The following is a 20255-nucleotide window of genomic DNA, read 5'->3' as shown; positions in this document are numbered from 1 at the left end:
GCGGCGGTGGTGGGTCCGGCGAAGGCGGCGGCCCGCCGGCGAAGGCTAGAAGCCGGCCAGGACGGTTTTGCCGATTGCTGAGCCGGACTCCTGGGCCTTGTGCGCCTTGCGCATGTTGACTGCATTGATGCCGTCAATACGAGTCGTCAATGTTGATTGCACGATGCCCTTGTCCACAAGGTCGGCCACTTGGTTGAGGATCTCGTGCTGGGCCACGCTCGTCGGGTCGAACAGCGGGCGGGTGAACATGAGTTCCCAGTGCCACGTGATGCTCTTCGACTTGAGGGCGCGCAGGTCGAGGTTCGGCGGCTCGTCGATCGCGACCACCGACCCGTACGGGCGAATGATCTGGGCAAAGGTGTCGATCATGCCGGCCGAGTGGGGGCTGAAGACGTAGTCGACCCCGCCGGGGAGCTGGGCGTCGAGGTCGCCGTGGTGGTCGACCACCGAGTGGGCGCCGCGAGCCAGCACATAGTCTCGCGACTTGGGGCGTGACGCGGTGCCGATCACTTCGAGGTCGGTGAGCTGCCGGGCCAGCTGCACGAGGACCGCGCCGACGCCACCGGCCGCACCGAGCACCAGCAGCCGCTTCGAGCCGGCGCCCCCAGCAGCCGCCGAGTCGTGACCCCGTCCCGAGGCCGACGCGCCCGGCGCCGGGGACGACTCGCCCGGCACCCGGGACGACTCGCCCGGCATCGGGGACGACTCGCCCGGCGCCGTGGACCACTCGGGCGTGTTGACGCGGATCGGGCTGGACGGTTCCACCTGAAGGCGGTCGAACAGCGATTCCCATGCCGTCAATGCGGTCAACGGCAGGGCGGCCGCGGCGGCGAAGTCGAGTGAGCGCGGCTTGCGGCCCACGATGCGCTCGTCGACCAGGTGCAGTTCGGAGTTCGTGCCGGGGCGGGCGATCGAGCCGGCGTACCAGACCTCGGCCCCGGGGCGGAACAGCGTGACCGCCGAACCGACCCGTTCCACCACACCGGCCGCGTCGAAGCCGAGGATCCGCGGCGCGGGATCGGGGTCGCCGCCGGCGCGCACCTTCACGTCGACCGGGTTGACCGAGACGGCCCGCACCCGCACCTGCAGGTCGTGCTCGCCGGGCGTGGGCACCGGCAGTTCGAGGTCGAGCAGGGAGGACGGGTCGGAGATCGGCAGGCTCGTGCGGTAACCCACCGCGCGCATCATTTCGGTCATGGGCGGGACGGTATTCCGGTGACCCTAGTTACCCGCAAGGCTTATTAGTTTCCGAAAGGTACTACGGTGGCGGCATGCCGACGACCAGCTGCGACCGCCAGCACGACGTCTACGACGCCTCCTGCCCCTGCCGCCAGGTGCTCGATCTGCTGGCCAACAAGTGGAGCGCGCTCGCCCTGGGCGCCCTCGAAGACGGCCCGCGACGCTTCGGCGCCCTGCGCGACCGCCTCGACGGCGTCAGCCCCAAGGTGCTCACCGCCACACTGCGCAAGCTCGAAGATCAAGGGCTGATCGACCGTACGGTCTTCCCGAGCGTCCCGCTGCACGTCGAGTATTCGCTGACCCCGCTCGGCGCGGACGCCTGCGCCCCGCTGGCCGCCCTGCGCCAGTGGGTGGTCGCCAACATCGACCGCTTCCCCGACCAGGCAGCCGTCGCCCGAGCGAGCTGACATCGACCGCTTGCCCAAGCAGCCAACCAGCTGACGTCGTCCGCGCTGTCGTAAGTAAGGACTCACTCACAAGCTGGAGGGTGCGCGGGTGTGGGGCTGCGGGGTGCGGGCGTGGCGACGCGACGCGAGGTGCGGCGACGCGGGGTGCGGGTGCAGCGACGGGGCTGATCGCGGGTCGAGCCTTGAGTAGTTGCCTAGAAGGCGCGTTTTGGTAAGTGAGGACTCACTAACAGGGACGGGTGGGTGCCGTCGCAGCGAGGGGCGAGGTAGGGCAGTCAAGGCGGGCCGAGCAAGGTGTGCAGGGCATGGTGGGACAGGCAACAGAAAGCGCGGGCGAAGGTTGGAACGGCGAAGGCCGCCAAGGTGGGCTTGGCGGCCTTCTGTGTGGGGGTGGGTCAGTGGCGGAGGGACAGGTCCAGCCAGACCAGGCGGTGGTCGGATGTGGGGAAGCCGTTGACCGGGGCCCATACCGGGTCGTAGACGCCGCTCAGGCGGGACAGCGGGTCGGACTGGACGGGCCAGAAGACGCCGGAGCCCCGTACGGGAAGGCCGGCCCTGGGCAGAACGTAGTCGGCGCGCAGGTTGCCGGGGGCGGTGTCGGCGAAGTCGGCCGTGTCGTAGCGGGGGTTGCCGACGTGGGACGTGTTCGCGCCGCCCTGCAGGGTTGCGGCCTCGGCGGCGCCCGCGGAGGACGGGGCGATGCGGGAGTTGATCAGGCGGTGGTCGAGGAGCTGGTTGATCGCGCCGTCGTACGAGTCGCCGTCGAGCGGGTCGGCATTCTGGTCGCCGGCGATGACGAACGGTGAGCCGGGCTTGAGGCCGCCCTTGTGACCCCGGTCGTCGTAGATGTAGCGGGCCGACTTCACGTAGTCGGCCCAGAAGCGGATCTCGTCGTGGTTGCGGCGGCCGTTGCGGTCCTCGGGGCCGTCGAAGGTGGGCGGCGTCGGGTGCGAGACCAGGAAGTGCACGGTCTTGCCGCCGATGCGGATCGGGACGTCCCAGTGGCTCTTCGACGACAGGCGCAGCACCTGGCGGGCGGCCGGCGAGTAGAAGTCGGCCGGCAGCAGGTTGCCCGGCATGTCCTTCCACTTGAACAGCTGGAACGTGCGGATCGCGGAGTACGAGATCGGGTACTTCGAGTAGACGACCATGCCGTACTGCCCGGGGAACAGACCGAAGCCGTACGAGTCGTCGCCGTACGCCTGGTCGCCCGGCGTCGTGTCGGCGACCCCGTTGTTGTTCAGGTCGAGCCCGGACGAGATGCCGGTGTTCGACGGCGCCACATACCGGTACGGGTATTTCTGCGCCGGCGCCCCGTTCTGCGACACGGCCAGGAAGTTCTGCGCGAACAGGCGCGCCGCCTCCGGGTCGTAGTCGAACTCGTTGAGCAGCACCACGTCGGGGTGGGCCCGCTGGATGACCTCGGCGACGTTGCGTGCCTGCCGCCGGTAGACGTCGTCGACGCCCGGGTTGGCCAGGTGCTCGCGCAGCAGCCCCTCGGCCGGCCGGTTCAGCGACAGGTTATAAGTGGCAAATCGGACGGCGGAAGAGCCGTGGGCAAGCGCGGGAGCGGGCAGCGCCAGAAGGCCCAGCACGAGCCCCGCGGCAAGAAGAAGACGCCTCATGACCCTCGTGTCTACCGGACCCATCCACGTACGGCCATGCGACAGGCGCCTCTGACGTGGACAGTTCACCGCCCGGCAACCCGGTAAGGTCGTCGCCCGTGGAGCTGAGCCCGGACGACGTCGAACAACTTCGCGCAACAGTCGGCGACGCGCGGGTGATCGCGATCGGCGAATCCGCTCACTTCGTGCGCGAGTATCACGTGCTGCGCGAGCAGATGGTGCGTTTCCTGAGCGAGCAGCTGGGCTTCACCACGGTGGCCCTGGAGTCGGGGTTCAGCGAGGGCCTGGCGGTGCGCGACTGGATCCACGCCGGCGCCGGTGATCCGCCCGCGGACGGTCTGACATACCGGTTCGGCGAATGCGCGGAGATGCGCGATCTGCTCGTTTCGCTCAAGGACCAACAGCTCGATTTCTGGGGTCTGGACCTGCCGGGCGGCCTGGCCAACGCCGGTCCCGCGCTCGATCATCTCGACCTGCACGCGCCCGAGCTGCGGCAAACCCTTTCCCCCGTACGCCGCCTCGTGGGCCGCTTCGCCTCGGCGTACACGATTCCCGCCTTCACGGCGTACCGGGAAATGGCTTTGATCGATCGTGACGCGCTGACGCTCGCCCTGGCCGAGGCGAACGCCCGGTTCGACGCGACCCCGCGCCCGCGCGACGAAACGAACACCATCGCGCGTCACGAACTGCGCATGGTGACGCTGCTCGACCAGATGCTGCGCGCCCAGGTCGCCGCGGTCGAGGGGTCCACGGCGCACGCCGGCCTCAACATCCGGGACGCCGCGATGGCGCGCACCGTGGAGTGGATCCTTGATCGCACGCCCGGCCGGGTGATCGTGCTGGCCGCCAATTCGCACATCCAGCGCCGGCATCCGATGTTCGAGGTGCTCGGCAGCCACCTGTCCGCGCTGCTCGGCGAGCAGTATCGCGCAATCGGGGTGACCGCCGAGGCCGGCCAGGTCGCCACGCGACGACTCGCCCCCGACGCGCCGGCGATGGCCGAGACCGTGCTGGTCGATCTGGAGCCCCCGGCCGAGGGCAGCGTCGAGCGGCTGGGCCCCGGCCTGCACGACACCCGCACGTCCACGGCCGACAAGATCAGAAACCTGGACCTCTACACCGAGGGACCGGTCGCCGAGTTCTTCGACGCGGTCGCCTGCGTGCCGATCAGCACCCCGACCGAGCAGGCGCTGTGGACGGGCGGCCGGTGAAAGCCCGCCGGGCGGGGGCTGTGGATGGGCGGGCGGTGACGGCCTCCCCCGTGCGGGGTCGTGACACGGGGAAGGCCGTCCGTTCTCACGAGAAGCGGGCCGCGATCCAGTTGGCTACCAGGGCGGTGCTCTCGAAAACGGCGCCGTCATGGGTGGCGCCGTCGATCTGGACGAACTGCACGGGCTGGCTGTAGGCGCTGAGCTGGGTCAGCAGCGGGCCGGCGGTGATCACGTACGGGACCGCCTCGTCGGCCGTGCCCTGCACCAGCAGGATCGGGGCGGTCGGCGCCTTCTGGGCGGGGTTGACGTACTTCGACAGCTTGGTGATCACCGACTGCGGCAGCGCACCCCCGACCAGCAGCTCGGAGGCGGTCAGGTCGGCGTAGGCGGCGAGGATCTCGTTGAGGCAGCCGCTCTGCAGCACGCCGGTCTTGGCCCGCGCGGGCGGCGCCAGAATCGTGGAGGGCACGAACGTCGGGTCCACCGACTGCAGGCCGTACAGAGCCATGACCAGGTAACCCTGGGCCGGGGTGCCCGGAATGAGCGGCGCGAACAGGTCGGCGTTGCTGACCGGCGCGATCGCCGCGACCCCCTTCAAGGTCAAGTTCCCGTCGTACGAGGGAGCGAGCTCGTCGGCGAACAGGGCGCCCTGCCCGCCCTGCGAGTGGCCGTCGATCACATACTGCGTGCCCAGCGTGGCGTCGAGGTTCTTGGCCGCCTTGGCACTGTCGATCATCGAGCGGGCCGCGCTCGCGCCGACCAGGTACGGGTGGGACAACGCCGTGCCCAGGCCCGGGTAGTCGGGCGCGGCGACCGTCCAGCCGCGCCGCAGCAACTCGGCGATCGCGGCCCGCGCCTCGGGCCAGAACACCGACTGGCTCACCGAGGGGGCGCACTGGTCGGCCAGGCCGGTCGTGCCGTGCCCCCACACCACGATCTTGTTGTTCTTCCCGGTCTTCGGAGTGAGGATCAGGCCGGTCGCGGTGATCGGAATGGAATTCGTCGGGCTCGACAGCAGCGTGGTCGTCAGATACGAGACGCGCTTGCCGTTGGCCAGGGGTGCCAATTCCGCCGGAAGGGTGGCCACGGAAGTGGAGAGAACGGTGCCGGAAAGCTGAGCCGCGCGGGCCGGCGAACCTGGCAAAAGTGCTGCGGAAATGGCAAGAACAATGGCCGTGGCCGCCGCGAGAAATGCCACGACAGGGTGCCTTTTGAGGGCAGGGTTCATCGATGAAACCTTTCGGAACTGGTGTGACGCGCGGCGAGGACACGCGAGAGGGAAAAGCGCCGGACCTGGCCATGGGCGGGCCAGGTCCGGGCAAGGGGATGCTGCCGGTGGAAAAGGGGAACTTTTACCGCGGGGGAGAGGGGAGTGCTATCGGGTGCAGACGAAGTGGTCGGCCACGCGACGCAGGGCGGCGACGGTCTCGGCGTCGCGGCGGGGGTCGTCCTGGGTGGGCCAGGCGCTGCACTTGACGATGACGACCTCGGCGTCCGGGTCGACGTAGAGGTATTGGCCGTGCACCCCGAGGCCGGTGAAGGCGTCGAAGTGGTCGCTGCCGAGGGTCCACCACTGGTTGGAGTAGCCGTAGTGGTCGTAGCCGCTGGGTCCGAGCGCACCCACCGCGAGCTGCGGTTTGTCGTTGCCGCGACTGCGGCGCACCCAGTCCCGCGGCACGATCTGCTCGCCGTCGACCACCCCGTCGCCGGCCATCAGCAGGCCGACCCGGGCCACGTCGCGAGCGGTCGCGTTGAGCGAGCCGCCCCCGATCGCGGTGCGCGGACGCCCGCGGGTGAGCCAGTAGTACGCGTCGCGGTCGGAGCCCAGCTTCTGCCAGAGCCGCTCGGAGGCGTACGTGGCCAGGGTCTGTCCCGTCGCTGCCTCGAGGACCCACCCCAGCATCTGGGTGTCGAAGGTGGAGTAGTTGAACTTCTCACCCGCCGGCGCGGTCCGCGTTGCCGCGCGGACCACGTCGGCGATGTCTCCGCCACCGAGGATCGTCTGCTCGAACTGCTTGATGCCGCTGTTGGGCACCTCCCAGGTCTCGAGGTCGCCGACGCCGGTGGTCATGTCGAGCAGCTCGGCGATTGTGTTCCCCTCGTACGCCGTGCCGAGGAAGTCGGGCCGGTAGTCGGTGATCTGATCCTTCTCGCTGCCGATCAGCCCCTCGTCGAGCGCGATGCCGACCAGGATCGACGTCACCGACTTGGAGAGCGAGAACAGCTGCATGCGCGAGCGTGGGCCGGCGAACGCCCCCGGGTAGGTCTCGTGCACGATCGTGCCCCGGTGCAGCACGACGAACGCGGTGGTGAACGTGCGGCGGTGCAGTTCGGCGAGGGTGAAGTCGCGGTTCTCGAAGCGGTAGGTCACGTTCAGCGGCTGGTTGTCGACCGGGAGGGGAAGGTGGGTGGCGCCGCGGGCGACGCGTTCGGTCGGCATCAGCCAGTTCATGTGGGTGAAGGTCCACTCGTTGAACGGCCGTCGCATGATCAGATCGCCCTGCTTGTCCCACCAGGACGGTTCCCGGTGGTCGGCAGGGCGGTCCGTCGTACTTGTCATGAGGGTCCCCCGTTATCGGCCGAGCGTTCGAACATTTCGCGCAATGTCAAACCTGTCGGGTTCTTGATGGGCTCCAGATAGGCCGCCATGATCCCGAGGACCCCCTTGCCCACGAGATTCTCGACCGGGCCCTGGTCGACGATGTCCGCGCTCGGGTCGCCCAGATGCCGCACCGCGAGACCCTCCGTGACGGCGGCCAGGAGGTTGGTGAACTCCTGGATCGTGATGCCGGGGCGAAGCTGGTAGCCCCGCGCGGCGATCGTCTCTTCGTAGATCTTCATCCACGGTTCGAGCGCGCCGGCGTAGTTGTTCGCGATGGCGCCACGGATGCCGTCGTTGCGGTGGGCGGTTGCCACCATGATGAGCTGCAACTTGAACAGAGGCATCCGGCAAAGGGCCATCAACTCGTGGTAACTGGACCGGTCCACGGCGTCGACCAGGCTGTCGTCGGTGGCCAGCCAGTCACCGCGCGTCTCCACATCGGCCCCGTACTGCGGGTCGTAGTTGATGGCGTGCAGCATGAACGCGAGCAGGTCGTTGAGGTAGTCGTCGTGGCTGGCCCAGGTCGACCTGTACGGCCCGGCGCCCTTCTGCCGCAGGAAGGGCAGCTCGAGCTCCTCGACCTCGGCCGACAGCGCGCGCTCGGTCAGGAAGCTCAGGCCCGACCAGTACTGCTTGCGCCCGTCACCGGTCGCCGTCGCGGGTCGCTGGGCACCGAGGTTGCGCTCGATCAGGTTGGCGCCGGCCTTCAGGTACGACGCCACCTTCAGCGAGTTGACCAGGGCGGCACGAGTCGACTCGCGCACTCCCTTGACCCGGGTGACGATGCCCGAGAAGTCAGCGCAGTAGGGGTAGGGCAGATCCTTCTTGCCGTACGTCATGCAGGTGATTCTGCTTGGATTCCCGCGACCTTCAAGTGCGCACGTGCGTAGTACTCGCAGGCTAGGCCTTCGGGCATAACGCACGCACGTACCGTGATCGCATGACTGCGCAGAGTAGATTTTCCCTGGATGTCAGGGGTGCAATGCGCGGAGATAAGCAGTCGCGAGCGTACGCCGCGTAGGCGTACCTGACTGTGCAAGTTGCGTCATCCGCGTGTCGAGACGCTCATGTTCCTCGTCGGTCAGGGCCGCGGCCATCGCCTCGCCGTAGGTCGGGGCGAGCGGATTGGGGGCCACCTTCTTCCGGGCCTCCCAGTCGCCGATCGGCTCGGCCGGCACATCCAGCTGCGCCCGGTAGTCGACCTCGATGCCGTCGAACCCGGCCTCGGCCGCCCAGCGCAGCAGATCCCGCTCATCGAAATCGGTCATCGGATTCTCGCCGCGCCGGGCGCCGTCACGATAGACGGCGACCACTTTGGCCAGCAGATCGGCGACCTCGGGATCGCGCAGCCCGAAAAGGCTGTCGGGCCGGTGCTCCAGCAGGAAACGGTTGACCGGCTCGAAAATGGAAAGGCGGCCGCCCGGTTTGAGCACGCGGAAGAACTCGCGGAAAGCGGCCGGCTTGTAATCGCAATAGATGAGAACGGAACGCGTGGTGACGACGTCGACCGACGCGTCCGGAACGGCCGACAGATCCTCGGCCGCCGCGTGCACGAAACTGCACCGGGGGTCGCCGCCGGCGCGGCTGCGGCATTCCTCGAGACCGGCCTCCGAGACGTCACTGAAGATGACGCGGCCGTCGGGGCCGAGCCGCTCGAGGGCTCCGAAAGCGATGAGACCCGTTCCGGAGCCCACGTCGAGCAGCGTGTCGGTGGGCGAGAGGGCGGCTCGATCGAGCACTTCCTCGCGGAAAACCTGAAGGTCGGTGGCGTGTTGCGCGCGTAGTTCGGCATTCCCGCCGTCGCGACGCGTCAACAGCCACCGCGTCCACTCGTCCGTCGCCATCGGATCACCGTAGGGCACAGGTCTTCTCGATGGGTGAGACATCTACAGGCGGCAATGGAAACGTGATCTGTGGCGGCTTTCCTTCGGTGTTCGCTCAGGCCACGGGCGAGATCAGGTCCATTCGATGTCGCCGTTCGCCGTGGGTCCGGCCCAGGTCGGTCCCGCCCAGCCGGCGTCCACGGCGAACGGGGTGCCCACCCAGCCGTCCGCGCTGTCCCAGTTGGTGCCGGCCACGACTGTCGCACCCTTGCCGGCCACTGCGGATCCGCCCACTCCGGCGCCCAGCAGCACGGCTCCCGCGACGGCGGTTCCGGTGCCCAGGATGATCAGGCCGCGGCGCGTGATTCGGTTCATGATTGAAGCCCCCGTTGTCGTCGGTTGCGCCCCCTGGAAGCGGGGCGTGACCCCAGCGTGCCGCCGGCCGCAACGCTGCGACCAGCGGCAACACTTGCTGGGAGCTTCCCGGGACGTCAGCGCCGCCCGAGCGCCCAGCCGACCGCCCCGGACGCCGCGATCAACGCGCAGATCCCGACGACCGGCCCCAACCGGCGCTCGGCCGCGACGACCTCGGCCGGGGAGCCGGCGGCCGGCCAGCGCGACTGCCGCCGCTCCCGCTGCGCCTCGTCCCACAGCCGCCGCATCTCGGCGTGGTTCCCGCCACCCAGATCGGTCAGCGTCGCCACCACCTCCCACGGCGGCAGCGCCTGCCCGGCGAAGTAACGGGACAACGACGAGTCGCTGACGTGCACCTTCAAACTGAGTTCCCGCAGCGTGAGCCCGGCCTCGGTGCGGAGCGCCCGCAACTCGGCCACGAGCCTGGCGTGCATCTCATCAATATCCACCGCGTTTCCTTCCCCCAGTCGGTCCGCGATGGCGCCATTGTGTTCACACCGGGACGGCCCGCCCGCCGACTCCGGACGATCCCGGACTGTCAGCCTTCGACAGGCCGGCTCCCGGGGCCCTCGACGAGCCCCGCCAGTCGGTCGACCGATGCCCGGAGCTTGTCGGTCGTCGTCGCCTCGGCCCGCGGGACGCGCTTCTCATCGGTCAGGTCCGTCCAGTCGTACGTGTGCGTCACATAGGACCGGCCGGGCTCGACCTCCTCGATCTTCCATCGCCACAGGTGACCGGGCGGGGTGCCACCAGGCTCGCTGGGCCGCCACGCGATCAGGCGCCCCTCGCTGAATTCGACGACATGATTCTCCCGTACGGCTCCCGTCGTGAGCTTCATTGCGAAGACGTCGCCGACGGCCCGCACCCGCCCACCCGCGATCGCCTCGGCCAGGTTGTCGTTGCCGTCCCATCGGGGCTGCTGCGCCGGATCCGCGATCAGCTCGAAGATCTCAGCGGCCGGCGCGGCGATGTCCCGCCCGGCACTCACCACACGCGTCATCATCCGGCCATCTCAGCACATCCGGCTTGCTCGGCGGGCGGTGCTCACGGGGCTTGAATGGGTGGGGCGCAACCGGGCCGGTGGTTCTCAACGGAGTGAGCGCGCCTGGGGTGCGGCCGAGCCGGGGCGCTCAATGGGCTGAGGGTGCGCGGGGTTCGACCGGCCCACGGTGCTCAGTGGGCTGACGGTGCCGGGGCGACGGGGCCACGGTGCTCAGTGGGCTGACGGTGCCGGGGGCGACGGGGGCCCTGGTGCTCAGTGGGCTGAGGGTGCGCGGGGTTCGGCCGGGCCGGTGGTGCTCGCCGAGGCGAGGGCGCGCGGGGTGCGGCCGACCCAGGCGACGACCGGGTGGATGAGCAGCGCGGCCACGGCGAACAGCGCGGCGATCACCCACCAGCCCCAGCCGCCGGTGTGCACGGCCAGGAACGTCAGCGCGACCGGCCCGATCATCCGCGCGACGCCACTGCCGGTGCGGGCCGCGCCGAGATAGACGCCGCGCCGGTCGGGCGGCGGCACCTCGGTCACGAAATACCACTCGGCGGCCGACGACCACAGCTCGGTGCCGGTCAGCAGCACGACGCCGAGCGCCAGCACGGCGATGGTCAGCCAGCCCTGCGTACGCCCGCCGACCAGGAACACCACGCAGGCGGCCACCGTGGACAGGGCCGCCCAGCGGGTCAGGTTCGCCGATCCGGTCAGGCTGACGGCGTGCCGGGTCGCGGGCACCTGCAGCAGGACGGCGAGCACAGTGTTGAGGGCGAACAGCGCGCCCAGCACCGGCCGGGGCGCGTCGGTGCTGGTGATGGCCCACAGCGGCACGACCGTGCTGAAGAGCACCTCGCTGCAGGAGAGAATGGCGAACACCCCGGTCAGCGCCGTGAACGGATGATCGCGCAGCACACCCCACGGCGGCCGGCGATCGGGGCCGGCCTCGGTGTGCACGGCGGGCATGCGGGCCACGAAGCAGGCGCTGACGAGAATCCCGCCCGCGTTGGCCAGCACCAGGATCAGCAACCCGGGCCGCGAGTCGAGCGCGATCGCGACGGCGCCCAGCCCGGCCCCGACGGTGAAACCCATGTTCAGGTACGCCCGGACGAACGCCATCGTCCGCACGCGGATCTCCGCCGGCACGGCCGCCGCGGTGTAGACCGAACGCCCGGCGTCGGTGAGCGCCTGCGACACCGCCTGCATCCCGAGCACGACGACGAACGACCAGAACGCGCCGACCAGCGGATAGAGCAGGAACGCGACCACTCCGACGATCGACCCGGCCACCCAGGCCCGCTGCCCGCCGAACCGGTCGGCCAGGTGCCCGAGCGGCATCGCCAGCACCAGCCCGAGCAACCCGGAGATCGAGAAGCCGAGACCGATCTGCACCGGCGTCAGACCCACGTACAGGCTGAAAAAGACGACGCTGCCCGTCAGATAGATGCCCCACCCGACCGCAACCAGCGCCGACTGCGCCACCAGTTGCCGCGGCAGCCCGGGAGGCGGCAGCACTCGCTGGATCACACCGATCACCGTAAGCGCGGATGGTCATCGAGTGGTACACGCGCGTTCCATGCTCAGCGCAGGGCGACCGCCGCCCGTACGAGGTCGGCGTTGCTCGTGGCCGGGGTGCCGTCGGGAAGCAGGATCGAGTCCTCGAAGCCGACGCGGGTGGCGTGACCGCGGCGGAACGCGTCGCGAACGAGGGGCCAGGTCCAGTCGTTCATGCCGTGGGTCAGGCGCGGGCAGGTCGCGCCGGCCTCGTCGAGCAGGCGGTTCACCTCGTCGGCGGTCGCCTCGGGCGGGCCGGGCAGGAAGTAGGGCTCGCCCGGGTCGAGCTCGATGCTGATCCGGGCCGCGTGCGGCAGCAGCCCCGAGGCGAGCAGCGCCGGCACCTCCTGCGGCGCCCACAGGCCCACGTCGATGCCGATGCCGACGTCGAGCATCGCCCGCATGACCTGCTCGAACCCGTCCTCCGAGAGGTTCACCGTGGCGACGTCGACGCCCTCCCACTCGCGGATCATCGCGATCCGGTCGGCCAGGTCGGGCACAATCCACGCCCCCGTGGTCAGACCAACTTCGAGTTCCCCGTACGCCACCTCGCGCGCCCGCCGGCACGTCTCGTTGACGACGGCCGGGTCGAGCGTCTCGGCGCCGGACTCGTCACGGACGTGCAGATGCACCCCGTCCGCCCCGGCCGCGAAGCACTCGGTCAGGTCGGCGACCACCTCGTCCAGCGTGACCGGCATCGTCGGATGGACGTCCTTGCCCCACGGACCGTTCGGCGTCACCTGCAGCATGGTCATATGCCCAACCTAGTGACCGCGCGTCTCCGATTGGAGCCCGTCGCCCCTCGTCACGCCCCCGACCTGCTGGCCCTCTATCGCGATCCGCCGGTCGCCGAATGGTACGGCCGGTGGACGTGGCCGCAGATCGAGAGCGAGACCCGCCGCATGGCTTTCGGCTGGCGCAACGACGGTGTCCACAAGTGGATGGCCTACCACCTCGTGACCGGCCAGTGCGTGGGGCGGGGCGGCTTGTCCCGCGCCGTGGTCGACGGTCGTCCGCGGCTCGAACTCGGCTGGGTGCTGCACGGCCGGTTCTGGGGCCAGGGCTACGCCACCGAGATCGGGCGGGCGGGGCTGGACCTGGCTTTCGGCCCGCTGGGCGCCGACGAGGTCGTCTCGTTTACCGAGACCCGCAACAGCCGGTCGCGCGCCGTCATGCGCCGCCTGGGTTTCACGTACGCCAAGCCCCTGCTCATCGAGAACGAGCCGTACGCCCTGTACGCGCTCAGCAGGCCACCCGCGTAATCACCCGTCGCCGCACGCCACTCATTGACGCCGCCCGTGCCGACGTCACTCATGTTGACACCGCTCATGTCAACATTGCTCATGTTGACGGCATCCGTATTGATGCCGCTCATGCGCTCGCGCAGCGCCCACGGTTGCGCCTGGCCGGGCCGCTGAAGCTGCTCGTGTTGACGTGCTGATGTTGACGCCGCTCGTGTTGACGGCGTTCGTGTTGACGGCGTTCGTGTTGATGCCGCTCATGTTGACGCTGTTCGTGTTGATTGCGTTCGTGTTGATTCCGTTCATGTTGACGCTGTTCGTGTTGATTGCGTTCGTGTTGATTCCGTTCATGTTGACGCTGTTCGTATTGACTTTGCTCGTGTTGACGCGCTCATGTTGATGCCGCTCATGTTGAGGTCGCCTACCGCACCCCGGCGGTCACGTGGAGCGGACGGTCACGTGTCGAGGTTGGTGGGGACGGGGATCGAGAACGTGGCGCCGTCCGAGCCGGCGGCCGAGCGGGGAGCCGTCGCGGGGGCGGGCGGCGGCGGGGTCAGCGCCGTGAACGCGGCCCACGGCATGCGGTCGATCGTGTCGGCCGTGCCTTCCTCGAGGATCGCGCGGTAGGCCTGCGACGCCGAGCGGGCCGCGGCCAGCAGGGCGGCCAGCGGGTGCAGCACCAGGCGCACGCCGAGGGCGGCGAGCTGGGCGTCCGGCAGCAGGGGCGGGGCCGCGGCCGCCTCGGAGCGGGTCAGCACCAGCGGCACGCCGGGCAGCGTGGCCTGCAGCAGCGACAGGTCGCCGTGGCTGCCCACCCCGGCCGGCAGTACCGCGTCGGCGCCGAGCTCGGCGAACGTGCGGCAGTCCTCGACCACGGCGTCCAGCCCGCCCACCGCGTACGCGTTGGTCCTGGCCACGATGGCGACGTCGGGCACCTGCGCCCGCAGCTCGGCGAACATGTCGGTGACGACGACGCCCGAGATGCCGGCCCGCTGATAGGACAGCGCCGTCCACACCGCGCCCTGCTCGGTCTCGAAACCGGCGCCCGCGTCGGCCAGCAGCGGCACCCCGCCCAGCACCGGGCCGAGGGTGGCGGCGCGATCGGCGAGCTGCGTGGCCGGCACGAAGTCGACGTCCGGGCGGCCCATCATCACCGCGGCCACGGCGGCCTTCGCGAGGTACGCCGCGCGGTGGCCGGCGTGCACGGCGAGCGTCGCGCTCAACGGGTCGAACACGCCCGGCACGTGGGTCACGCGCCCGGCCGACAGCAGCTCTCGGAAAGCGTTCATGACCGAGTATTCAACGCGAGGCCGCCCGGGCGCCGACAGCCCGCCCAATACATTTACGATCATCTCTATGGAGGAGAGCCGGTCGAGATCCGTGGCCGCGGTGGAACGAGCGATGGACGTGCTGCTGCTGTTCGGCCGCACCGAGCGGGCCGACCTGGGCGTCACCGAGATCGCGGGCGCGCTCGGGCTGACCAAGGCCGCCGTGCACCGCATCCTGACCGCGCTGCGCAACCGCGAGCTGATCACCCTGGACCCGCAGAGCCGCCGGTACGCGCTGGGCCACGCCGCCGTCGCGCTCGGCCGGGCCTATCTGACGCGGACCGACGTACGGGAAATGGCTGCTCCGGAGCTGAAGTATCTGAGCGGCCGCACCGGCGAGACGGCCACGCTCTCACTGCGGCGCGGCGACACCCGCCTGTACGTCGACCAGGTCGTGCCCGACCAGGAGCTGCGCCTGGAGGTGACCGTCGGCGTCCCGTTCCCGCTGCACGCCGGCGCCTCGTCCAAGACGTTCCTGGCGTTCGACCCCGACGGCTACCTCGACCGCAGCCGCCTGGAGCCCCTGACCGAGCACACGATCGTCGACCCGGCCCGCCTGCGCCGCGAACTGACCACCATCCGCGAACGCGGCTACGCCACCTCCCACGGCGAACGCCAGCCGGCCGCCGCCTCGATAGCCGCCCCCATCTTCGACCACGACGGCCGGGTCGCCGCAGTGATAAGCGTGGCCGGCCCCGCCCAACGATTCACCCCCGACTCCGACCCCACCACAGCCGAACACCTGCTCGCCAGCGCCGCCCGAGTCTCAGCCCAACTGGGCTGGAAGCCCTGAGAAGAAGCCTGCGTGGGGGCGGCGAAAGCGAGGGGCGGGCTTCCTAGGCGGGGGAGAGGCCGGCGTCGGCGAAGATGTGGCGGGCCAGGGATGAGTTGAGGAATGTGACGAAGGCGTCGGCGGCTACCGGATTGGCGCCGGTGGTGGGGCGGACGGCGGTGTAGACGTCGGCCAGGCCGGTGGCTTGTTCGAAGTCGACCGCTCGCAGGTTGCCCCCCGCGGTGATCACGTCTGTGCGGTAGGTCAGGGCGGCGTCGACGGCGCCCGAGGTGACCTGGGCCAGTGCCGTGGGGGCGTCGGGTTCGACGGTGGGGCGGCGTACCTCGACGGCGGCCGCCTCGAGTGCGGCGCGGCTGCCCCGGCCGCAGGGGGTGGAGTCGGCGCACAGGGCCACGCGGGCGTCGCGCAGGTCGCCGATGGCGCGGATCCGGTCGCCGGCCGGGGGCAGGGCGATGACGATCGGGTTGCGGGCGATGACCGCCGGCGTGCCGCGGTCGTGGGCGGCGGTGACCATGCCGGTGGCGGCCTCGTCGGCGGAGAGGAACACGTCGATGGGCATGCCGTGCAGGATGTGCTGGGCGTGTTCGAGGCCGGCGCCGTAGTCGACGGTCACCTCGGCGCCGGGGAACGCCTCCTCGAACTTCGGAATCAGCTTGGTCAGCGTGTCGCGCAGGGGATCGGCGGCGTGGACGATGACCGTGCCTTGGGGCGCGCCCGAGGGCGGGGGGCCGGCGCTGTGCTGATGGTGATGTGCCGGGGAGGCGGAAGCAGGAACAGTGGGGGTGGGGGCGGCGACCGGGCCGGAGCACGCCGACAGGCCGAGCGTGACGGCGAGGGCGGCGAGGGTGAGGCGGCGAGATCTCATCGGGCTCCGCTCGGAAGAGGATGCCGCCCGGCCCACGGGGAATCGGGCCGGGCGGCGACGTGCGTACGGGTCAGCAGGCGCCCTTGTCCTGCCAGGCACCCCACTCGCCGGTGGTGCCGGGCTCCTCGCCCTGGGTCCAGTAGCGCGCGGTGTACGCCCGGCCCTTGTGCGAGACGTTCATGCCGCCCGTGTAGACGGCCGACGCGCTCCAGGCCGCCCCGCAGCTGGTGGGTGGGTTCGTCGGCGGCGTGGTCGGCGGGTTGGTGGTGCCGCCCCCGCTCACGTTGACGTCGACGCAGGAGTAGAAGGCCATCGCGGTGTCGAAGATGTTCCAGACGGCGAGGATCTTGTGCCGTCCGCTCGGCAGGCCGGTCAGCTGGTGGCTGAGCACCTGCGGCGGCTGGGCGTTGCCGTTGGTGAACGTCTGGTGCAGCCGGCCGTCCACGTAGTACTGCCAGTTCTGCGTACGGTGCATGGCCGTGTTGCGCCAGGTGAACGCCGTCGAGCTGCCGATCGAGGTGACCCGCCAGCCCTTGTTGTCGTCGTTGAGCACCGTGTACGAGCTGCCGCCGCTGCAGCTCATCGACCCCTTGGGCGCCTCGACGCTCTGGGGCTCGTACTGGATGGAACCGCAGTTGGCGACCGCGCCGGTGGCGCACTGGTCCTGACGGCTCGGGGGACTGGTGATCCAGCCGTGGGCGCTGGCCGGGCTCGCGGGGACGATGATGGCGATAAGCGGTGCGGTGAGGACGGCCGCGGCAAGCAGGGCCAGTCTTCGTTTGAGGGTCATGTCGCTCCCTTCGGGGGATACGCGGAGCATCGTCCCATCAGCGAACGTCAATACAGTTAAGTTTGTCAACAGTTTCTTCACATTACGAAGACACGGTTGCCGCCAGGGATGCGTACTTGCGGTCCGGGCGCTCCGGGAACTGCTCCTGGTGACGGTCGACCTCGGTGAAGCCGGCCTTCGCCAGGCGCGCGGCGAACTCGTCGACCGGCCAGCGGTACGCGGTGATCACCTTGTGATCGAACGCGGCCACCCCGTCGTCGCTGTCGAAGAAGCCGATCACCAGCCGCCCGCCCGGAACCAGCAGGCGGCGGAACTCGGCCAGCACCCCGTCCAGCTCGGCCGGCGGCAGGTGGATCGTCGAATACCAGGAGAGGATGCCGGCCACCGAGTGGCCGGGCACGTCCAGCTCGGTCATCGAGCCGAGCCGGAACCGCGTACGGGGGAATGTGGCCCGCGCGTGCTCGATGAACTCGGGCACCAGGTCGACGCCGGTCACGTCGGCGCCCAGCCGCTGCAGGTCGGCGGTCCAGAAACCGGGGCCGCACCCGAGGTCGAGCACCGGGCCGTCGAGGCCGGTCAGGTGGCCCCGGATCAGGGCGGCCTCGGCGCCGGGCTGCCAGTCGCCGCCGAAGAGCTCGATGTACTGCTCGGATTTGGAGGAATACGCATCACGTACGGGCTCGGTCACCGCGACACTCTAGATGCCCGCCGTTGGGTTTCCGTTCGGCCGGGATCGCTTGGATATCGACATGATTCACTCCTTTGTCGCGGCCGCCGTGCTGGCGGCGTCCGCCCTCGCGCCGGCCGCCCCGCCCGCCGCCCTGCCGCTCGGCGATCCCGACCTGGCCGAGACCCGTACTGTCCAGACGCTTGCGCGCGGCGTGACGCTGACCCGCATCGTGCGCGGCACCGAGCCCGCGCCCAGCGGCGAGATCGGCACGACCACGCGCGGGCCCTGGCGCATCAACGTGCTCACCGTCGACCCCCGCACGGCCAAGCAACACCTCAAGGCCACGTACGGGCCGGATCTGAGCCGCACCGAGACGGTGAGCGATCTCGTGGCCGCGGAACGGGCGCTGGCCGGGGTCAACGCGTCGTTCTTCACGTTCACCGCGAGCCAGCTCTACCCCGGCACGCCGGTCGGGCTCGGCATCCACCGTGGCAAGCTGCTCAGCGAGCCCACCACCGACCCGGCCGAGGCCGATCTGGTCGTCGACTCGGCCCGCAACCGCATGGTCGTCGGCAAGTTGTCCTGGTCGTCGTCGGTGCGCAACCCGCGTACGGGGGTCGCTCTGGCCGTGGAGACGATCAACGACCCGGGTGCCGTCGCGGTCTTCACGCCCGAGTTCGGCGCCTCGACGCCCGCGGGGGACGGGGCCGAAGTGGTGCTCGACCGGCGGGGTTGTGTGGTGCGGACGGCGGCGACGCGGGGCACGGCCCTGGTCGCGGGGCAGACGGCGGTGCAGGCCACCGGGGAGCGGGCGGCGGCCCTGGTCGCGCTGGCCGTGGGCTGCCTGCGCCTCGAGCAGACCGTGACCGGCGCCGACGGCGAGCGGGTGGTGCTGCGACCGGGCACGTACGGGGTCAACGGCCGCTATCGGCTGACCGAGGACGGGCGGATCGTCGTGCCGGCCGGGACGGGCAGCTTCTTCGAGCGCAACCCGCGGACGATCGCGGGCACGACCCGTACGGGGAAACTGGTCTTCGCCACCATCGACGGGCGGATGACCAGCAGCGTCGGCACGACGATGGACGAGACCGCCGCCGTGGCCCACGCGCTCGGGCTGCGGGACGCGATCAACCTCGACGGCGGCGGATCGACCACCATGGTCGCCGCCGGACAGCTGATCAACCAGCCCAGCGGCGGGGTGCAGCGGCCCGTGGGTGACGCCCTGATTCTCAAGTAACCTCCGGCGCGACCGATCGTCTGCGGTCGTGCAGACACTTCCTCGCCGACCGGCCCTGGCGTTGCTCTACGGCGCCGTGCTGGTCGCCGCGGGTATCGCGCTGAGTGTCGGCGGCGGCGCGTTCGACGCGGTGGTCGAGATCGGTCGCACCCTGTTCGGCCTGACCGGGCTGACCGCCTCCCTGCTCGCCGCCCGCGGCCCCGGACTGCCGCCGCGGGCGCGACAGGCGTGGCGCGCGGTCGCCGTGAGCTTCGCGGTGCTCGCGGTGACACCGGTGATCGCGTTGTTCACGACGACGCCGGTGCTCGACGACATCAGCCACATCGCGTTCGTCGGCGCCCTGGTGATCGCGCTGCACCTGTTCCCGCTGGCCCCCGCGAGCCGCCGCGAGCGCTGGAAGACCGGGCTGGACGCGGCCGTCGTGCTGGTCGGCGGTTTTATGCTGCTGTGGTTCCTCGCCATCGGCCCGTACGTGGACCGGCACGGCTGGACCAGCCAGGCGATCCTGCTTCCCGTCGCCGACCTGGCCCTGCTCTTCAGCGTCTCCCGCGCGCTGCTGCGCCGGGCCGAAGGACCTTCCCGTACGCTCGCGGCCGGCGCACTGGTGCTGTTCGCCGGGGACGTCGTCTACGGCACCACCGCGCAGCTCTCGCCGTGGCAGTTCCTCGTCTGGCTCACGGCCGATGCCCTGCTCGTGGCGGCAGCCGTCGAGCCGGCCGCCCGGCGTCCGCTGGTGTCCGCGCGTTATTTGCCGTACGCGGCCGTGGCCGTCGCCCACGGGCTCATGCTGGCGGCCGCGATCCGGCAGGGCGACCTCTTCCCGTGGGGCGGCCTGGCCCTGGGCGGCGCCACGATCAGCGCGATCGTGCTCACCCGGCAGTCGATCGTGCAGCGCGAGAGCGACGAGCGCGCGGTCACCGACGGGCTGACCGGGCTGGCCAACCGGGCCCGCTTCCGTGAGACCTCGCACCGCGCGCTGGCCCGGGGCGAGCGCACCGGGCGGCTCAGCGCCGTGCTGGTGATCGACCTCAACGGCTTCAAGGAGGTCAACGACACCCTTGGGCACAAGTCGGGCGACCTCGTGCTGGTCGAGTTCGCCAAGGCGCTGCGCGCGAGCGTGCCGCCGTGGGGGCTGGCGTGCCGGCTCGGCGGTGACGAATTCGCCGTGGTGCTGCCCGATCTCGACTTCCCCGAGCAGGCGTACGACGTGGCGGGCGCGCTCGCCTCGGCCCTGGCCCCGGTGATCGTCGACGGCCGGCTGACGCCGCTCGCCGCGAGCATCGGCATCGCCGTGTCGGCGCCGGGCGAACTGACCCACGACGTGATCGTGCACCGGGCCGACCTGGCCATGTATCGCGCCAAGCGGCTGGGGCCGCAAACCCGCTGGGCCGTCTGGCAGGAGTCCTTCGAGCAGGACGGCCGCGCGGCCGCCTAACCTCTCGCGGCCCATTGAGAGCAGCCCCGCCCCCGC

The 20255-nt window shown here is 70.5% G+C and carries 22 protein-coding genes; 7 read left to right on the top strand and 15 right to left on the bottom strand.

Going from position 1 to position 20255, the window contains the following annotated elements:
• Positions 1–45: 45 nt before the first annotated feature.
• Positions 46–1197: a zinc-binding alcohol dehydrogenase family protein gene (locus JKJ07_RS50475; protein ID WP_236030499.1), complete on the bottom strand. Its 1152-nt coding sequence runs from the start codon at positions 1195–1197 to the stop codon at positions 46–48.
• Positions 1198–1271: 74 nt separating this feature from the next.
• Between JKJ07_RS50475 and JKJ07_RS36435 the strand changes: the two genes are divergently transcribed.
• Positions 1272–1646 (top strand): winged helix-turn-helix transcriptional regulator, encoded by a 375-nt coding sequence (locus JKJ07_RS36435; protein ID WP_202996524.1) that lies wholly within the window; start codon positions 1272–1274, stop codon positions 1644–1646.
• Positions 1647–2041: 395 nt separating this feature from the next.
• Here the strand turns inward: JKJ07_RS36435 and JKJ07_RS36430 are convergent, their stop codons facing one another.
• On the bottom strand, positions 2042–3271 hold the full coding sequence (locus JKJ07_RS36430) for an endonuclease/exonuclease/phosphatase family protein (RefSeq protein ID WP_202996523.1): 1230 nt from the start codon (positions 3269–3271) through the stop codon (positions 2042–2044).
• A gap of 98 nt (positions 3272–3369) precedes the next feature.
• Between JKJ07_RS36430 and JKJ07_RS36425 the strand changes: the two genes are divergently transcribed.
• Positions 3370–4482, top strand: coding sequence for an erythromycin esterase family protein (locus JKJ07_RS36425; RefSeq protein WP_202996522.1), 1113 nt, complete (start codon positions 3370–3372; stop codon positions 4480–4482).
• A gap of 85 nt (positions 4483–4567) precedes the next feature.
• Here JKJ07_RS36425 and JKJ07_RS36420 read toward each other — a convergent pair whose 3' ends face one another.
• From JKJ07_RS36420 to JKJ07_RS36380, 9 genes are all read right to left on the bottom strand, one after another.
• Positions 4568–5569 (bottom strand): alpha/beta fold hydrolase, encoded by a 1002-nt coding sequence (locus JKJ07_RS36420; protein ID WP_307834587.1) that lies wholly within the window; start codon positions 5567–5569, stop codon positions 4568–4570.
• A 288-nt stretch (positions 5570–5857) separates the two neighbouring features.
• Positions 5858–7042 carry a serine hydrolase domain-containing protein gene (locus tag JKJ07_RS36415; protein WP_202996520.1) on the bottom strand — a complete coding sequence of 395 codons (1185 nt, stop codon included), beginning with the start codon at positions 7040–7042 and terminating at the stop codon, positions 5858–5860.
• Positions 7039–7923: a hypothetical protein gene (locus JKJ07_RS36410; RefSeq protein WP_202996519.1), complete on the bottom strand. Its 885-nt coding sequence runs from the start codon at positions 7921–7923 to the stop codon at positions 7039–7041. The genes JKJ07_RS36415 and JKJ07_RS36410 overlap by 4 nt, the downstream gene beginning before the upstream one ends.
• Positions 7924–8055: 132 nt before the next feature.
• On the bottom strand, positions 8056–8928 hold the full coding sequence (locus JKJ07_RS36405; protein WP_202996518.1) for a class I SAM-dependent methyltransferase: 873 nt from the start codon (positions 8926–8928) through the stop codon (positions 8056–8058).
• A gap of 111 nt (positions 8929–9039) precedes the next feature.
• Complete coding sequence (locus tag JKJ07_RS36400; RefSeq protein ID WP_202996517.1) at positions 9040–9282, bottom strand: hypothetical protein; 243 nt, start codon at positions 9280–9282, stop codon at positions 9040–9042.
• Positions 9283–9398: 116 nt separating this feature from the next.
• Positions 9399–9770 (bottom strand): helix-turn-helix domain-containing protein, encoded by a 372-nt coding sequence (locus JKJ07_RS36395; protein ID WP_202996516.1) that lies wholly within the window; start codon positions 9768–9770, stop codon positions 9399–9401.
• 89 nt (positions 9771–9859) lie between these two features.
• A complete protein-coding gene (locus JKJ07_RS36390; protein ID WP_202996515.1) occupies positions 9860–10324 on the bottom strand; it encodes an SRPBCC family protein in 465 nt (154 codons plus the stop codon).
• 252 nt (positions 10325–10576) lie between these two features.
• On the bottom strand, positions 10577–11833 hold the full coding sequence (locus JKJ07_RS36385; RefSeq protein WP_202996514.1) for an MFS transporter: 1257 nt from the start codon (positions 11831–11833) through the stop codon (positions 10577–10579).
• A 53-nt stretch (positions 11834–11886) separates the two neighbouring features.
• Positions 11887–12615, bottom strand: coding sequence for a 3-keto-5-aminohexanoate cleavage protein (locus JKJ07_RS36380; protein WP_236030498.1), 729 nt, complete (start codon positions 12613–12615; stop codon positions 11887–11889).
• Between JKJ07_RS36380 and JKJ07_RS36375 the strand changes: the two genes are divergently transcribed.
• Positions 12616–13122 (top strand): GNAT family N-acetyltransferase, encoded by a 507-nt coding sequence (locus JKJ07_RS36375; RefSeq protein ID WP_202996513.1) that lies wholly within the window; start codon positions 12616–12618, stop codon positions 13120–13122.
• A gap of 172 nt (positions 13123–13294) precedes the next feature.
• Complete coding sequence (locus JKJ07_RS36370) at positions 13295–13501, top strand: hypothetical protein (protein ID WP_202996512.1); 207 nt, start codon at positions 13295–13297, stop codon at positions 13499–13501.
• Positions 13502–13556: 55 nt separating this feature from the next.
• Here the strand turns inward: JKJ07_RS36370 and JKJ07_RS36365 are convergent, their stop codons facing one another.
• Positions 13557–14390, bottom strand: coding sequence for an isocitrate lyase/phosphoenolpyruvate mutase family protein (locus JKJ07_RS36365; protein ID WP_202996511.1), 834 nt, complete (start codon positions 14388–14390; stop codon positions 13557–13559).
• 67 nt (positions 14391–14457) lie between these two features.
• Here JKJ07_RS36365 and JKJ07_RS36360 point away from each other — a divergent pair, with 67 nt between their 5' ends.
• Positions 14458–15222 carry an IclR family transcriptional regulator gene (locus JKJ07_RS36360; RefSeq protein ID WP_202996510.1) on the top strand — a complete coding sequence of 255 codons (765 nt, stop codon included), beginning with the start codon at positions 14458–14460 and terminating at the stop codon, positions 15220–15222.
• Between the two features lie 43 nt (positions 15223–15265).
• Here JKJ07_RS36360 and JKJ07_RS36355 read toward each other — a convergent pair whose 3' ends face one another.
• The 3 genes from JKJ07_RS36355 to JKJ07_RS36345 all read right to left on the bottom strand — a co-directional run bounded on the left by JKJ07_RS36355 (position 15266) and on the right by JKJ07_RS36345 (position 17565).
• Positions 15266–16087 (bottom strand): molybdate ABC transporter substrate-binding protein, encoded by an 822-nt coding sequence (locus JKJ07_RS36355; protein ID WP_202996509.1) that lies wholly within the window; start codon positions 16085–16087, stop codon positions 15266–15268.
• Between the two features lie 70 nt (positions 16088–16157).
• Positions 16158–16877 carry a lytic polysaccharide monooxygenase gene (locus JKJ07_RS36350; protein ID WP_202996508.1) on the bottom strand — a complete coding sequence of 240 codons (720 nt, stop codon included), beginning with the start codon at positions 16875–16877 and terminating at the stop codon, positions 16158–16160.
• Between the two features lie 82 nt (positions 16878–16959).
• Entirely contained in the window at positions 16960–17565 is a 606-nt protein-coding gene (locus JKJ07_RS36345) for a class I SAM-dependent methyltransferase (protein ID WP_202996507.1), read from the bottom strand.
• A gap of 61 nt (positions 17566–17626) precedes the next feature.
• On the opposite strand from JKJ07_RS36345, the gene JKJ07_RS36340 reads away from it, so the two are divergent.
• Positions 17627–18784: a phosphodiester glycosidase family protein gene (locus tag JKJ07_RS36340; protein WP_202996506.1), complete on the top strand. Its 1158-nt coding sequence runs from the start codon at positions 17627–17629 to the stop codon at positions 18782–18784.
• A gap of 28 nt (positions 18785–18812) precedes the next feature.
• Positions 18813–20219, top strand: a complete 1407-nt coding sequence (locus JKJ07_RS36335; RefSeq protein WP_202996505.1) for a GGDEF domain-containing protein — start codon at positions 18813–18815, stop codon at positions 20217–20219.
• The last annotated feature ends 36 nt before the right edge of the window (positions 20220–20255 follow it).

It is taken from the genome of Paractinoplanes lichenicola (genome assembly GCF_016785085.1).
Taxonomy (GTDB): Bacteria; Actinomycetota; Actinomycetes; order Mycobacteriales; family Micromonosporaceae; genus Actinoplanes; species Actinoplanes lichenicola.
This window is presented reverse-complemented; position numbering and strand designations above follow the sequence as displayed.

Bases quoted from the DNA above. Each gene is read 5' to 3' on its own strand.
- JKJ07_RS36380 (WP_236030498.1), bottom strand. From the start codon at position 12,615: ATGACCATGCTGCAGGTGACGCCGAACGGTCCGTGGGGCAAGGACGTC.
- JKJ07_RS36410 (WP_202996519.1), bottom strand. From the start codon at position 7,923: ATGACGTACGGCAAGAAGGATCTGCCCTACCCCTACTGCGCTGACTTC.
- JKJ07_RS36365 (WP_202996511.1), bottom strand. From the start codon at position 14,390: ATGAACGCTTTCCGAGAGCTGCTGTCGGCCGGGCGCGTGACCCACGTG.
- JKJ07_RS36405 (WP_202996518.1), bottom strand. From the start codon at position 8,928: ATGGCGACGGACGAGTGGACGCGGTGGCTGTTGACGCGTCGCGACGGC.
- JKJ07_RS36435 (WP_202996524.1), top strand. From the start codon at position 1,272: ATGCCGACGACCAGCTGCGACCGCCAGCACGACGTCTACGACGCCTCC.
- JKJ07_RS36340 (WP_202996506.1), top strand. From the start codon at position 17,627: ATGATTCACTCCTTTGTCGCGGCCGCCGTGCTGGCGGCGTCCGCCCTC.
- JKJ07_RS36355 (WP_202996509.1), bottom strand. From the start codon at position 16,087: ATGAGATCTCGCCGCCTCACCCTCGCCGCCCTCGCCGTCACGCTCGGC.
- JKJ07_RS36375 (WP_202996513.1), top strand. From the start codon at position 12,616: ATGCCCAACCTAGTGACCGCGCGTCTCCGATTGGAGCCCGTCGCCCCT.
- JKJ07_RS36415 (WP_202996520.1), bottom strand. From the start codon at position 7,042: ATGACAAGTACGACGGACCGCCCTGCCGACCACCGGGAACCGTCCTGG.
- JKJ07_RS50475 (WP_236030499.1), bottom strand. From the start codon at position 1,197: ATGACCGAAATGATGCGCGCGGTGGGTTACCGCACGAGCCTGCCGATC.
- JKJ07_RS36400 (WP_202996517.1), bottom strand. From the start codon at position 9,282: ATGAACCGAATCACGCGCCGCGGCCTGATCATCCTGGGCACCGGAACC.
- JKJ07_RS36430 (WP_202996523.1), bottom strand. From the start codon at position 3,271: ATGAGGCGTCTTCTTCTTGCCGCGGGGCTCGTGCTGGGCCTTCTGGCG.
- JKJ07_RS36350 (WP_202996508.1), bottom strand. From the start codon at position 16,877: ATGACCCTCAAACGAAGACTGGCCCTGCTTGCCGCGGCCGTCCTCACC.
- JKJ07_RS36390 (WP_202996515.1), bottom strand. From the start codon at position 10,324: ATGATGACGCGTGTGGTGAGTGCCGGGCGGGACATCGCCGCGCCGGCC.
- JKJ07_RS36360 (WP_202996510.1), top strand. From the start codon at position 14,458: ATGGAGGAGAGCCGGTCGAGATCCGTGGCCGCGGTGGAACGAGCGATG.